The organism is Lachnobacterium bovis (assembly GCF_900111325.1).
Classification (GTDB): Bacteria; Bacillota; Clostridia; order Lachnospirales; family Lachnospiraceae; genus Roseburia; species Roseburia bovis_A.
On sequence record NZ_FOGW01000008.1, the window covers coordinates 53,535 to 68,476 of the forward strand.

The window sequence follows — 14,942 nt, forward strand, 5'->3', positions numbered from 1 at the left end:
ATCATGGATTTTTATGGGGTTGCTACTTCGTAGCAGCCTCGTTTATGTATATCACCTTTTACTAAGTTATTATTAAATCATTATAAAGTATAAAAAGATATATTCTTTTATTCGATATACTACCTAGAGATATTTATATATAGCTTAATAAAGGTTTAATTTGTATGACTAGGAGGACAGGGACGAATGGAAAATGAAACAGTCTCTAAAAATTTTATTGAGCAAATCATAGAAAAGGATCTAAGTGAAGGACATTGTGAAACAGTACACACACGTTTCCCACCTGAACCTAATGGATATTTGCATATTGGACATGCTAAATCTATTCTTTTGAACTATGGTTTAGCAAAAAAATATGGCGGAAAATTCAACTTACGTTTTGATGATACTAATCCAACAAAAGAAAGAAATGAATTTGTTGAGTCTATCAAAGAAGATGTTAAATGGTTAGGCGTAGATTGGGAAGACCGTTTGTTTTTTGCTTCTAATTATTTTGATCAAATGTATGAAGCAGCAGTTAAGTTAATCAAAAAAGGAAAAGCATATGTTTCTGATTTGAATGCAGAAGAAATTAGACAGTATCGTGGTACGTTAACAGAACCTGGCAAGGAAGATCCTTATAGTAAACGAACAATTGAAGAAAATCTAGAATTATTTGAAGGTATGAAAAATGGTGAGTTTGAAGATGGATCAAAGGTATTAAGAGCTCGTATCGACATGAAATCTTCAAACATTAATATGAGAGATCCTATTATTTATCGTGTAGCTAGAATGAATCATCATAATACAGGAGATAAATGGTGTATTTATCCTATGTATGATTTTGCACATCCAATTGAAGATGCAATCGAAGGAATAACACATTCAATTTGTACACTAGAATTTGAGGATCACAGACCATTATATGACTGGGTTGTAACTGAACTTGGTTATAAAAATGGAGAAAATGATACACCAAAACAGATTGAGTTCGCAAAATTATATTTAACAAATGTTGTAACAGGTAAGAGATACATCAAAAAATTAGTTGAAGACGGTATCGTAGATGGCTGGGATGATCCAAGATTAGTATCAATTGCAGCATTAAGAAGAAGAGGATTTACACCAGAATCAATTCAGAAGTTTGTCGAATTATGTGGTATATCTAAAGCGAATAGTTCTGCTGATTATGCAATGCTTGAGTATTGCATCAGAGAAGATTTAAAAATGAAAAAACCACGTATGATGGCAGTTTTAAATCCTATTAAAGTTGTAATTGATAACTACGAAGAAGGTAAAGTTGAGTATTTACCAGTAGTAAACAATATGGAAAATGAAGAACTTGGTTCTCGTGAAGTTCCATTTACAAGAGAACTTTATATCGATAGAGATGATTTTATGGAAAATCCACCAAAGAAATATTTCCGTATGTATCCTGGAAACGAAGTACGTTTGATGAATGCATATTTTGTTAAATGTGAAAGCATTGAAAAGGATGAAAACGGAGAAATTAAAGTAATTCATTGTACATATGATCCTGAATCAAAAGGTGGAAACAGCCCAGATGGACGTAAAGTAAAAGGTACAATTCAATGGGTTTCAGCAGAATATGGTAAAAAAGTTCAAGTTAGACTTTATGAAAATATTGTAAATGAAGAATTAGGTGTTTATAACGAAGATGGAAGTTTAAATGTTAACCCAAATTCGCTTACTGTATTAGAAAGTATTGTTGAACCTGCACTTATGGAAGCTAAGCCATATGATAGTTTCCAATTTGTAAGACAAGGATATTTCTGCGTAGATTCAAAAGATTCAAAAGAAGGACAGCCTGTATTTAATAGAATAGTTTCATTAAAGAGTTCGTTTAAGTTGCCAAAGTAATTGCAAATTGAGTGAAAGAGGGTTGAAGAATGAATTTATTATCTGGATTAGAAAAATTTGGTTTAAATTCTGAGAATATGAAAGATATTTTCAGTGATGAAAATAAGGAAAAGAAAGAAGAAAAAGTAAAAAAAGAAGAACCAAAGGAGCCTCCAAAACCAAAAAAAGAGGAGCCTAAGGAGACTGATTTTTTACTTCAAAAAGCGATTCGATGTCCTGTTTGTGATAAAGTATTTAAGACTTTATTAGTTAAGAATGGACGAATTAAAAGAAAAGAATCCGACAGAGATTTAAGACCTAGATTTATGTATATTGACACTTTAAAATATGATATTGCATCATGCCCTTATTGTGGATATACAGCGATGAACAGATACTTTGAACATATGTCGACAACCCAAGTTAAACTCATAAAAGAGGGTGTATGTATGAAATTTACACCTGTTAATGAAATAGATGATCAAATTAAAGAAATTGATTATGATACAGCGATTGAACGCTATAAATTAGCGCTTTATAATGCAATGGTAAAAAAAGGAAAGATAAGCGAAAAGGCTTATACCTGTTTGAAAATATCTTGGTTATATAGAGCACAAATTGAAAATCTTGAGGCAGATTTAGAAAAAGAAGATTGCACACCAGAAAAGAAAGCATCTATTGAGCAGCAGTTAGATATTGCAAGAACAGAAGAAATGGCTTTTTATAATCAAGCGTATGAAGGATTTGAAAAAGCTATATCATCTGAAATGTATCCAATTGCGGGAATGGATCAAAATACGCTAGATTTTCTTATTGCTGTTATGGCATTTAATTTAAGAAAATACGAGGTTGCATCAAGAGGTGTATCACGATTGCTTACTTCTACGTCAGCAACATCAAGAATTAAAGATAAAGCATATGATTTGAAAGAAGAAATCATTAGTGCTATAAGAAGTGGAAAATAATATAATTAAACAATAAACCTCTCTACGGTCAATTATGATTTATATAAATCAGTGATTCGTAGAGAGGTTTTTATTTATAGTTTTTAAATTTTATGTATCAGTTTAAACTTTTTTAGTTTAAACAGCTGTTTATTGTTTAAAAGCTGTTTATTGTTTAAAAGCTGTTTATTGTTTAACAGCTTCTTTATAATAGTTACATATTATAATTTTAAATAATTATTTGTCATTATTTTCCTCTAATGCTTGCATTTTCATTGCACGAACTTTTAGAGGAAGACCAAATAATGTAATAAAACCTTCAGCATCGTGATGATCATATAAATCACCAGTTGTAAAACTTGCTAAAGACTCACTGTATAATGAATATTTAGATGTTGTACCAGCTTTAATAATGTTACCTTTGTATAATTTGAATTTGACTTCACCTGTAACATATTGTTGAGTTACGTCAATAAAAGCACATACAGCTTCACGAAGAGGAGTAAACCATTTTCCTTCGTAAACGATTTGAGCAAGTTTATTAGCCATTTCTTTTTTGACTTCCATTGTTGCACGATCTAGTATTAATTCTTCAAGTTGATCATGGGCTTCCATTAAGATAGTTCCACCTGGAGTCTCATATACTCCACGAGATTTCATTCCAACAACGCGGTTTTCAACGATATCAATTATACCGATTCCGTGTTTGCCACCAAGAGCATTTAGTTCACGAATGATATCTGACACTTTCATATTTTTACCATTTAAAGAAACAGGAACGCCAGCTTCAAATGTCATTGTAACATATTCGCCTTCGTCTGGGGCTTTTTCAGGACTGTTACCAAGCATTAAAACGTGATCATAGTTTGGCTCAACTGAAGGATCTTCTAGTTCAAGACCTTCATGGCTAATATGCCATAGATTTCGGTCACGACTATAGCTTGAATCAGCAGAAAATGGTAAATCAATTCCGTGCGCTTTACAGTAATCAATTTCGTCTTGACGAGATTGGAGAGTCCATTTGTCATCACGCCATGGAGCAATGATTTTGATATCTGGAGCAAGGGCCTTTATTCCAAGCTCGAAACGAATTTGGTCATTTCCTTTTCCAGTTGCGCCGTGGCAAATAGCAACAGCTCCTTCTTTACGTGCAATCTCAACTAATTTTTTAGCAATTCCTGGACGTGCCATTGATGTTCCGAGTAAATATTTGTTTTCATATACAGCGCCAGCCTTAACGCAAGGGACTATATAGTTATCACAAAAATCATCAACAATATCTTCAATGTATAATTTAGATGCACCAGATAACTTAGCTCTTTCTTCTAGACCATCTAACTCCTCTTCTTGTCCGCAATCTACGCAACAACAGATAACTTCATAATCATAGTTTTCTTTAAGCCAAGGGATAATGGCTGTGGTATCTAAACCACCAGAGTATGCAAGTACAACTTTTTCTTTCATAATTTTATTCCTCGTTTATTAAATAGTAGTAGTTTTTGATTTCCCTCTCCAAGGAAGTAAATAACTTATGAGAATAATATACAACAACTGAAAATGAATTACAACTGTAAATTTATACAAAATAATTTTATAAAAATACAAATTAACGGTGCAAAACATAAAAAGATAAAGTGTTTACCTTTATTAAAAATAAGTATAGTAATTAGAAATAAAATGTGTTATAACAGAGATTGTAAGAAATTATATAATTAAGAGTTATATTGACAGAAAAAAAGACGAAATTAATATTGCATAATTCGTAAAAAGAATGTATAATTATGCAAAGCAAAATAATAGTAAAATATTACGTTGAGATGTAAAGTAAAAAGGAGATATTATTATGATAAATGTTGGAATAATAGGAGCAACAGGATATGCAGGAGGTGAATTGGTTAGAATACTAGTTAATCATCCTGAAGCAAAAATAAAGTGGTTTGGCTCTAGAAGTTACGTAGAACAAAAATATGCAGACGTTTATAGAAATATGTTTGAAATAGTTGAAGACAAATGCTTTGATGATAATATAGAAAAATTAGTCCAAGAGGTTGATGTTGTTTTTACGGCTACTCCACAGGGCTATTTGGCAGGCATCTTAAATGAAGAATTGCTAAAAAAAGCAAAATTTATTGATTTAAGTGCAGATTATAGACTAAAAGATGTAAGCGTATATGAACAATGGTACCAAATCAAACATAAATCACCTCAACTTATAGATAAGGCAGTGTATGGGTTATGTGAAATTAATAGAGAGCAGATAAAAGGGAAAAATTTAGTCGCTAATCCTGGATGTTATACCACATGTTCAATTTTAACTGCGTATCCTTTAGTTAAGGAAAACATAATTAATCCTAATACACTTATTATAGATGCTAAAAGTGGTACAAGTGGAGCGGGTAGAGGCGCTAAAATACCAAATTTGTACTGTGAAGTTAATGAAAGTATAAAGGCCTATAAAGTGGCAAGTCATAGACATACACCTGAGATTGAAGAACAATTAGGCTATGCTGCGGGAGAAAAAATATGTATAAATTTTACTCCACACTTAGTTCCTATGAATAGAGGTATTTTGGTTACAGAATACGCTAATCTTCGTAAAAAAGAAAATGGAGAATACCCTTCTAACGAGGAAGTTAGAGAAATATATAATAAATATTACAAACAAGAAAAATTTATTAGGGTTTTAAAAGAAAACGAAGTCCCAGAAACAAGATGGGTTGAAGGTAGTAACTATGTTGATGTAAACTTTGTTATAGACGAAAGAACACATAGAATTATTATGATGGGTGCACTCGATAATTTAGTAAAAGGTGCTGCAGGACAAGCTGTTCAAAATATGAATTTGATTTTTGGATTAAAAGAGGATTTAGGATTGAATTTTGTGCCTGTTTTTCCATAAAGTAAAGAGGAGAAAATTGTATGATTGCAAAAAGTGATTTTAAAATTATTCATATAAATTTAAATAATGAGAATATTTTAATAAGACCAATGGAATATGCGGATTATGACAATGTTTATCAATTGTGGAGCACTATTCATGGTTTTAGAATTAGAAGCATAGATGATTCAAGGGATGGAATTTATCGCTTTTTAAACAGAAATCCGAGCACAAGTATTGTAGCTGTAAATAAAAATAAACAAATTATTGGAGCTATTTTGTGTGGTCATGATGGACGTACTGGTTGTCTATACCATGTTTGCGTTAGGAAAGATTACAGAAAAAAAGGAATCGGAGATGCAATGACAAATAGTTGTATAGAGGCCCTAAAACGAGAGCATATTAATAAAATATCGTTGATTGCTTTTAAAGAAAATGAAGTGGGAAATAAGTTTTGGAAAGACGAAAAATGGAGCAAACGTGAGGAAATAAATTATTATGATTTATCGCTAAATGATGAGAATATTTCAAAATATATAGAATAAATAATCTATATGTAAGTAAAGAGATTAAGTGAGGTAGGAAAATGTCAGAAATGAATGTAAATGTTTTATTAGAAAAAGCGGAAGTATTAATTGAGGCACTGCCATATATTCAACGATTCAATGGAAAAATTATTGTTGTAAAATATGGTGGATCAGCTATGCTAGATGAATCCTTAAAAAGACAGGTTATACAAGATGTTGCGTTGTTAAAATTAGTAGGCCTTAAACCTGTTATTGTTCATGGTGGCGGTAAAGAAATTAGTCGTTGGGTTGAAAAAACAGGAATGACCCCTGAATTTATAAAAGGTTTTAGAAAGACTGATACAGAAACTATGGAAATAGTTGAAATGGTTCTTAATAAAGTTAATAAATCTTTAGTTCAATTAGCTCTAGAAATAGGAGTAAATGCGGTTGGTATTAGTGGAAAAGATGCTGGCCTTTTGAATGTTACGAAGAAAACTGCAGATGGTGAAGACATAGGCTTTGTTGGTGATGTAAAAAAGACAAATCCACAAATTATTTATGATTTATTAGAAAAAGATTTCCTTCCAATTATTTGTCCGGTGGGAATGGATGATAATTTTAATAGCTATAATATTAATGCAGATGATGCAGCGTGTGCGATTGCAGAAGCATTAGCGGCAGAAAAATTAGCATTTCTTACAGATATTGAAGGCGTATATAAGGATCCGAGCAATCCGAAGACACTTATCTCTGAATTGAAAATAAATGATGCTAAAAAACTTATTTCTGAAGGATATATAGGTGGCGGAATGTTGCCTAAATTGAATAATTGTATAGAGGCAATTGAGCAAGGTGTATCGAGAGTACATATTTTAGACGGAAGAATTCCACATTGTTTATTACTTGAATTCTTTACTAATAGGGGAATTGGAACAGCAATTTTAGGTGAAAATGAGGAATATTTTAATTAAGCAAAAATGTATTTATATTTTTATGCAAAACTAAAAAAAGAAGAGGATTTAGAATTAAATAGGAGAAATAATATGGATAAATTAAATTATATCAATGAAACAGAAAAAAATTTAGTTCACACTTATAATAGATATGATGTTGTATTAGAAAAGGGAGAGGGAGTTTATTTATATGACACAGAAGGAAAAAAATATTTAGATTTTGCGGCAGGAATTGCTGTAATGGCGTTAGGATATAATAACAGAGAATATAATGATGCATTAAAAAATCAAATTGAAAAATTATTACATACCTCAAATTTGTATTATAATACTCAAATTTGTGAAGCATCAAAGAAACTTTTAAAGGTATCACAAATGGATAGAGTTTTTTTGACCAATAGCGGAACTGAAGCTATAGAAGGAGCAATAAAAGCAGCAAGAAAATATGCCTATAAGAAGCAAAAAAAAGGCTGTTATGAAATTATTGCAATGGAACATTCCTTTCACGGAAGAAGTTTAGGCGCACTTTCGGTTACAGGAAATAATCATTATAGAGAACCATTTGAGCCATTACTTCCAGGTGTTAAGTTTGCTAAATTTAATGATATAGAAAGCGTAAAAGAATTAGTTTCTCCAAAAACTTGCGCTATTATAATGGAAACAGTACAAGGTGAAGGCGGAATTTATCCTGCTGATGAAATGTTTTTAAAAGAAGTAAAACAAATTTGTAAAGAGAATGATATTTTGTTGATTTTAGATGAAATTCAGTGTGGAATGGGCAGAACAGGAGAAATGTTTGCTTGGCAAGGTTATGGAATTAAGCCAGATATTATGACTTGCGCAAAGGCGATAGGATGTGGTGTTCCTGTTGGTGCGTTTTTCGTGACTGAAAAAGTTGCACAAAATTCTTTAGAACCAGGCGACCATGGAACAACATATGGTGGAAATCCTTTTGTATCAGCTGCAATCGTAGAGGTCTTAAGGCAGTTTGAAAAAAAGAATATTTTAGCACATGTACAAGACATTTCCGAATATCTTGAAGATCAGCTAGATTTATTAGTATGCGAGTATGATTTTCTTGTGGAAAGACGAGGAAAAGGTCTAATGCAGGGCGTAGAGAGTAAAGTAAATGTTAGTGAAATATCTAAAAAGGCTTTAGAAAATGGTTTAATTTTAATCACGGCAGGAAAAAATGTTTTAAGATTTGTACCTCCACTAATTATTACAGAGGAAAATGTTGATGAAATGATTAGTAAATTGAAACAGACATTAGATACTTTTGTATAAAATTTAAAAATAACAAAAATTGCTCTTGTAAAGCTTGCCTTTTTTCGTTAAAATAGTTATCAGGTATTGAGCTCCTTTTTATAAGGAGAGAACAATGAGTAAGAAAATATATACTATGATGAAAAAAGGTAGAGCTATTGCAATTACCTGTTTTTTGATTTTTATAACCTTATCTTTAACAGCTTGTCAAAAGGAAGAAGTTTTAATATCTAATAAAAGCTCTGAAGCAAATAATTCAATAGAAAGAAAATATAATTCCAAAAGTGACGAGCACAAACAAAAAAGTGAGAGTATGAATAATAAATATGCACATGGCAATGCTACAAGTAATGTAGTAGTGTATGTTTGTGGACAGGTTAATAAACCAGGCGTTTATCAATTATCAGCAAATAAAAGAATAAATGATGCAGTTGAGCTAGCTGGGGGATTTAAACCTGAGGCTGCTGTAGAGTATCATAATTTGGCTGATAAATTGTTGGATGGACAAAAGATTTATGTTCCATCACGTCTAGAAGTACAAAATCAAGCTATTCCAAATGAGAATACATCAGTAAACGATCAGTCTAAAAATGTACAAGATGACGGAAAGGTAAACTTGAATTCAGCAACAAAGGAACAATTGATGACGATTAAAGGCGTTGGCGAAAAAAAAGCAGATAGCATTATAGATTACAGAACCAAACATGGTAATTTTTCCAAAATTGAAGATTTGAAAAATATAGCCGGAATAAAAGACGGTTTACTAAACAAAATCAAAGATTATATTACGGTGAACTGAGGAGTGTAATATGGCAAAGAAAGTATTGGTAGTCGATGACGAAAAACTAATTGTTAAAGGAATTCGATTTAGCTTAGAGCAAGATGACATGGAAGTTGATTGTGCCTATGATGGCGAGGAAGCATTAGAAAAAATTAAAAATAATAAATATGATATTATTTTATTAGATGTAATGTTACCTAAAATGGAAGGTTTTGAAGTGTGTCAAGCAGTTAGAGAATTCTCAGATGTGCCAATCGTTATGCTTACAGCAAAGGGCGATGACATGGATAAGATTTTAGGACTTGAGTATGGCGCTGATGATTACATTACCAAACCATTTAATATTTTAGAAGTAAAAGCAAGAATTAAAGCAATTATGCGAAGAACATCCGGATTCAATCAACAAAAAGTTGATGAAACATTAATCACAAAGGGTGATTTGAAATTAGATTGTGACAGCAGAAGATTATATATTTTTGATAAAGAAGTTAATCTTACAGCCAAAGAATTTGATTTATTAGAAATTCTTGTTAAAAACGAAAATAAAGTTTACAGTAGGGAAAATCTACTCCATATGGTATGGGGAAACGATTATCCAGGTGACGTAAGAACAGTAGATGTACATGTTCGTCGTCTTAGAGAAAAAATCGAAAAAAGCCCAAGTGAACCTAAGTATGTACACACTAAATGGGGCGTAGGATACTATTATAACCAAAGATAGTAGGAGTACTGTAAATGTTAAAGAACAAAAAATTTTTGGGATTTATAAAAAGTATGAAATTTAGATTGATGCTTATTTTTGTGGTTATGGCCATCGTGCCATGCCACATTTTAAGAATAGGGATAATTTCATCTTATGAGGCTAGAGCAGTTTCTATTAGAGAAAGTGAAATTTTAAGTCAATCTAAAATATTAGCAAACAAAATTGCAAAATCTGATTTTTTGGCAGGAAAAGGAGACAGCGATGTTGATTCGCAGGTAAACACATTGGCCAATTTGTATGATGGACGAGTGATTTTGGTAGATAAAAGTTATAAAATTGTTCGTGATACTTATAATATTGACGAACGTAAGACAATTATTTCAGGTCAAGTAGTTAAAACTTTTGCTGGAAAAGAGTTAATCAATTATGATAAGAAAAATCATTATGTTGAGTTAACTATTCCAGTTTCTAATATCGAGGATGATAATAGAAATATTTTAGGAGTAATGCTTGTTAGTGTTTCAACTAATAATATTGTTTTGAATAAAGTTTATTTGTCTCAGGTTGGATTAATCATAGAGATGACAATTGGAATACTTTTTACATTTTTAGGTGTTCTTGTTGCACTTAGATTAGTTAGACCAATGAAAAAATTAGAGACAGGCATTGATGCTGTAAGTAGTGGATATACTGATACAGTTGAAGCGGTAAAAACATATACGGAAATAGATTTAATAAGCGAAAAACTTGATTTAGTTTTAAATAAATACAAGGTAATAGATGATTCGCGTCAAGAGTTTGTTTCAAATGTGTCGCATGAACTTAAAACTCCGCTTACATCAATGAAGGTTTTGGCAGATTCTTTAATTGCAATGCCAGATGCACCAGTAGGAATGTATAAAGAGTTTATGAATGACATTGCAAGTGAGATTGAAAGAGAAAATAAAATAATAAATGATTTATTATCATTAGTTAAAATGGATAAATCCGAGGGTAGTTTAAATATTACGACTCTTAATATAAATGAACTATTAGAACAAATTTTGAAACGTCTTCAACCGATTGCAGATAAACAAAATGTTGAAGTCGTTCTAGAAAGTTTTAGACCAGTTACGGCAGAGGTAGATGAGGTTAAGATTACGTTAGCAATTACAAATCTTGTTGAAAATGCTATAAAATATAATGTTAGAGATGATGAAAATGAAGAAGGTGCTGAAGAACAAAGATGGGTTCATGTGTCTTTAAATGCGGATCATCAGTACTTCTTTATTAAAGTTGAGGACAATGGAATTGGTATTCCTGAGGAATCATTAGAGCATATTTATGAAAGATTTTATCGTGTTGATAAATCGCATTCTAGAGAAATTGGTGGAACAGGTTTAGGATTAGCAATAACAAGAAATTCTATTTTAATGCATAGAGGTGCAATAAAAGTACACAGTGTATTAAATGAAGGAACTACATTTGATGTGAGAATTCCACTGAATTACATAAAGGCTTAGGAGAAAATATGAATAAAAAAATTATTTTATTAGTTATTTTGATGTTAATAAGTACCTTTAGTGTTGGATGTGATAAAAAAGAGGCATCAGATTATAAGCTTTATTATATAGATATTGATGTGACTAAGCTTATGCCACAAGATTATAAGGCAACATCAACTACTAATAAAGAAGAAATTGTTAAAAAACTTTTGACTTGTTTAAGAGAAAAGCCAAATATTAAAGAGGCAAGACGTACAATTCCGAATGAAGTAAAAATAAATAAGATTTCACTTTCAAGCGGATTGTTAGTTATTGATTTTAATAAAAAATACAGAAAGTTGAGTACAACAGAAGAAGTTCTTTGTAGAGCTGGAATTGTAAGAACGCTATTGCAGGTTAATGGCATTAATAAAGTTAAATTTACGATTAATGGTGATGAATTATTAGACTTGTCAGGAGAAGTTATTGGCTACATGGATGAAGAATCCTTTGTTGATAATCCTGGAGAACAAATTAATTCCATTATGACGGAACAAATTACTCTTTATTTTGCCAACAAGAATGGTAATAGGCTAGAAAAAGAAACTAGAGTTGTACATTATAGTTCGAATATTTCAAAAGAAAAACTTATTATGGAACAGTTGTTAAAGGGGCCAGATAAAAAGGGAGCACTTTCAACGATTCCTAAGGGTACACAATTAATAAATATTTCTATTTCTGACGGAGTATGTTACGTTAATTTAGATGAAACTTTTAAAAATCAAAATTATGAGATAACAGAACCAGTAGTTATTTACTCAATAGTTAACTCGTTGTCACAAATAGATGAAGTAAGTAAAGTTCAGATTTCAATTAATGGTGATACAAGTGGAAATTATAGATATAGCTATGCTTTGTCTAAAATGTATGCGCCAGATTATTCATTAATTGCATCTAAGAAGGAGGATTAATTGAAGAAACATCCATTTTTTAGTATGGCAATTATGTTTTTAATAGGAATTGTGTTGTATGACAATATAGCACTGTTCCTTGGTACTATTCAGATATTAATTTTTAGTATTGTTTTTATTGTAGCAGTATTATTCCTTATTATATCGCATAAGAGAAGAGGCAATATTTTACCATTTGTGGTTATTGTATTGTTTATACCGTTTATTCTTGGAATGTTTAAGATACATGTAGATACAGGATTCAGAAATAGCTATATAAATAAGATTAATAATGAAGATGATGTATTGCTTCAAGGCAAAATATACAAAAAAGAAAAGAAAAATATGGGTTACTGTTATTATTTAAAAGATGTATATCTAAATAATGTTAATTTAAATAATGCAAATCTAAAAAATGATAATAACAGTAACTCTACTGTTAAAAGAGGCAGTAATAATTGGCATAGTAACAATAGGTTTACTCCAAAAGATAGTAGTGATAATTTAAAACATAATTGTTTACAAAAACATGTAAATAATTCTAATGATACAAATATAACGAAAACAAATAATATAGATACAAATGTAATAAAAACCAATAATGTAATCGCATATTTTCAAACAGATGAATGTTTTATGGGAGAAAAAATTTTAATTTCAGGAAAGATTAAACTGTTTGAAGATGCAAGAAATGAAGGAAATTTCGACAGTAAACAATTCTATTTTAGTCAAAAAATTGATTATTCAATTATCAATTCATTTATCCAAAAAAGAACAATAAAATCCAATCAATATTTAGAAAAATTATATAACACGAAAAATAAGATATCGAATATATATTTTTTAAAATTAGATGAAATAAATGCGGGAACGCTTTCTAATATGATTCTAGGGGAAAAATCGAATTTAGATAAAGGAATAAAAGAAAATTACAAAAAATTAGGACTTTCGCATATTTTATCCATTTCCGGAATGCATGTTTCTTTTTTTGGATTAGGGCTGTATTATTGGCTGAGAAAATTAGGGATAACAAATAAAAGCAGTGCTTGTTTATCAATTTTTTCTGTTATATCCTATGGTTATTTGACAGGAATGAGTATTTCATCGATTAGAGCAATAGGAATGATAATTTTGATGATTATAGCAAATCTGATAGGAAGAACTTATGATACAATCAATTCAATAGGTATAATGTTGATTTTTTTAATGTGGAATAATCCATTTCTATATGCAAACAGTGGATTTCAAATGTCATTTATGGCTGTATTTTCAATTGCAACATTAGGAAAAAGTTTGACTTACAAACTTGATAAAAATAAATCAAAAATCATAGAAAAAGCACATTCAAATTCTCAAAAACCAAATGCAAAAAAAATATTTATAATTAATTTAAAGAAAAAGATCTTAGTAAGTTTTTCAATTCAAATAATGATTCTTCCCATAATGTTAAATTCGTATTTTGAAATATCTCCATATAGTTTTTTAGTAAATCTAATATTGTTACCATTAGTTGAGTATATTTTTGTTAGTGGAGTAGCAGGTGGAATTATAGGGTTAGTACTGCTCTCATTTTCAAAAGCATTTCTTATGCCAGCTGATATTATACTTAGTTTATACACATTAGTATGCAACTGCTTTGTTGCGTTTCCATACTCTACGATTATTACAGGTGAAATGAGCAAGATGAAAATAATTGTTTATTATGTCGTTTTACTGATTTTATATATAATTATCAAAAATTATAGCAAAATAGAAGAAGATGTAGAGTTTATCAATCCTAAAATAAAAAGGCTGTATTTAAGAAAAATTGTGATTTTATCAATTATTTTGTTTTCAGTGGCTTTAATTAGGTTGCCATTGGGGTTTGAAGTTGATGTATTAGATGTAGGACAAGGTGATGGTATTTTTATATCAACATCCGATAATTATAAAATATTTGTAGATGGGGGCAGTACGGATGAAAAAGAAGTTGGAAATTATAAAATGCTCCCTTTTCTGAAATCAAAGGGGATAAATAAAATTGATTATTGGTTTATATCGCATGGTGATGCTGATCATATATCTGGATTTTTAGAAATCTTAGAAGAAGGGTATAGAGTGAAAAATCTAATCTTGTCGAAAACTATGCCGAAGGATGAAGCATACAAGAAAATAATAAAATTAGCCAAGGAAAAAAATGTGAATATAATTTATGTTGAGGCTAAAGATGAGCTTCGATTAAAAGAAGCAAAAATTAAATTTTTGTACCCATATTCTAAAAATGAGTATTCAAAAGAAGAACAAGAAGATCGTAATTTATTATCGTTATGTTTTGTTTTAAAGGATAAAGAATTTATAGGCCTTTTCGCCGGTGATTTAAACGGTGAAAAGGAAGGAGATTTAGATGTGCCGAATGATATATTTTTTTATAAGGCTATTCATCATGGTTCTAAATTTTCTAATACATCTGAATTATTAAAGAAAATTAAACCTAGTATTACGTGTGTGTCATGTGGAAGAAATAATCGTTACGGACATCCTAATAAAGAAGCAATTTCAAGGATTAAGGAAGAATGCTCAAATATATTTTATACAACCAAAGGCGGCCAAATTAAGATTAAAAAAAATAAAAGTTCCTTTGTTGTAAAAAGAAAGCTTTCTGTGATAAAATAAAGCT

The 14,942-nt window shown here is 30.4% G+C and carries 12 protein-coding genes; 11 read left to right on the top strand and 1 reads right to left on the bottom strand.

Annotated features, from left to right (window positions below; translation table 11 throughout):
- Positions 1-186: 186 nt before the first annotated feature.
- Together BMY79_RS04165 and BMY79_RS04170 are read left to right on the top strand one after the other, a co-directional pair.
- On the top strand, positions 187-1,860 hold the full coding sequence (locus tag BMY79_RS04165) for a glutamine--tRNA ligase/YqeY domain fusion protein (RefSeq protein ID WP_022747718.1): 1,674 nt from the start codon (positions 187-189) through the stop codon (positions 1,858-1,860).
- A 29-nt stretch (positions 1,861-1,889) separates the two neighbouring features.
- A complete protein-coding gene (locus tag BMY79_RS04170; protein WP_022747717.1) occupies positions 1,890-2,804 on the top strand; it encodes a DUF2225 domain-containing protein in 915 nt (304 codons plus the stop codon).
- Between the two features lie 216 nt (positions 2,805-3,020).
- On the opposite strand, the gene BMY79_RS04175 is transcribed toward BMY79_RS04170, so the two are convergent.
- Positions 3,021-4,247 (bottom strand): argininosuccinate synthase, encoded by a 1,227-nt coding sequence (locus BMY79_RS04175; protein WP_027422102.1) that lies wholly within the window; start codon positions 4,245-4,247, stop codon positions 3,021-3,023.
- A 379-nt stretch (positions 4,248-4,626) separates the two neighbouring features.
- Here BMY79_RS04175 and argC point away from each other — a divergent pair, with 379 nt between their 5' ends.
- The 9 genes from argC (at position 4,627) to BMY79_RS04220 (ending at position 14,938) form a co-directional block, all read left to right on the top strand.
- Positions 4,627-5,682, top strand: a complete 1,056-nt coding sequence (argC, locus tag BMY79_RS04180; protein ID WP_022747714.1) for an N-acetyl-gamma-glutamyl-phosphate reductase — start codon at positions 4,627-4,629, stop codon at positions 5,680-5,682.
- A gap of 20 nt (positions 5,683-5,702) precedes the next feature.
- Positions 5,703-6,206 (top strand): GNAT family N-acetyltransferase, encoded by a 504-nt coding sequence (locus BMY79_RS04185; protein WP_022747713.1) that lies wholly within the window; start codon positions 5,703-5,705, stop codon positions 6,204-6,206.
- Between the two features lie 41 nt (positions 6,207-6,247).
- Complete coding sequence (gene argB / locus BMY79_RS04190; protein ID WP_022747712.1) at positions 6,248-7,141, top strand: acetylglutamate kinase; 894 nt, start codon at positions 6,248-6,250, stop codon at positions 7,139-7,141.
- Between the two features lie 72 nt (positions 7,142-7,213).
- The gene (locus tag BMY79_RS04195; protein ID WP_022747710.1) at positions 7,214-8,410 is read left to right on the top strand and encodes an aspartate aminotransferase family protein; all 1,197 of its coding nucleotides are present in this window, start codon (positions 7,214-7,216) and stop codon (positions 8,408-8,410) included.
- Positions 8,411-8,504: 94 nt separating this feature from the next.
- Positions 8,505-9,188 carry a helix-hairpin-helix domain-containing protein gene (locus BMY79_RS04200; RefSeq protein ID WP_022747709.1) on the top strand — a complete coding sequence of 228 codons (684 nt, stop codon included), beginning with the start codon at positions 8,505-8,507 and terminating at the stop codon, positions 9,186-9,188.
- A gap of 10 nt (positions 9,189-9,198) precedes the next feature.
- The gene (locus BMY79_RS04205) at positions 9,199-9,891 is read left to right on the top strand and encodes a response regulator transcription factor (RefSeq protein ID WP_022747707.1); all 693 of its coding nucleotides are present in this window, start codon (positions 9,199-9,201) and stop codon (positions 9,889-9,891) included.
- A 14-nt stretch (positions 9,892-9,905) separates the two neighbouring features.
- Positions 9,906-11,375 (top strand): sensor histidine kinase, encoded by a 1,470-nt coding sequence (locus BMY79_RS04210; RefSeq protein ID WP_022747702.1) that lies wholly within the window; start codon positions 9,906-9,908, stop codon positions 11,373-11,375.
- A gap of 8 nt (positions 11,376-11,383) precedes the next feature.
- Positions 11,384-12,307: a GerMN domain-containing protein gene (locus BMY79_RS04215; RefSeq protein WP_022747699.1), complete on the top strand. Its 924-nt coding sequence runs from the start codon at positions 11,384-11,386 to the stop codon at positions 12,305-12,307.
- Positions 12,308-14,938 carry a DNA internalization-related competence protein ComEC/Rec2 gene (locus tag BMY79_RS04220; RefSeq protein ID WP_029067481.1) on the top strand — a complete coding sequence of 877 codons (2,631 nt, stop codon included), beginning with the start codon at positions 12,308-12,310 and terminating at the stop codon, positions 14,936-14,938.
- Positions 14,939-14,942 lie beyond the last annotated feature (4 nt).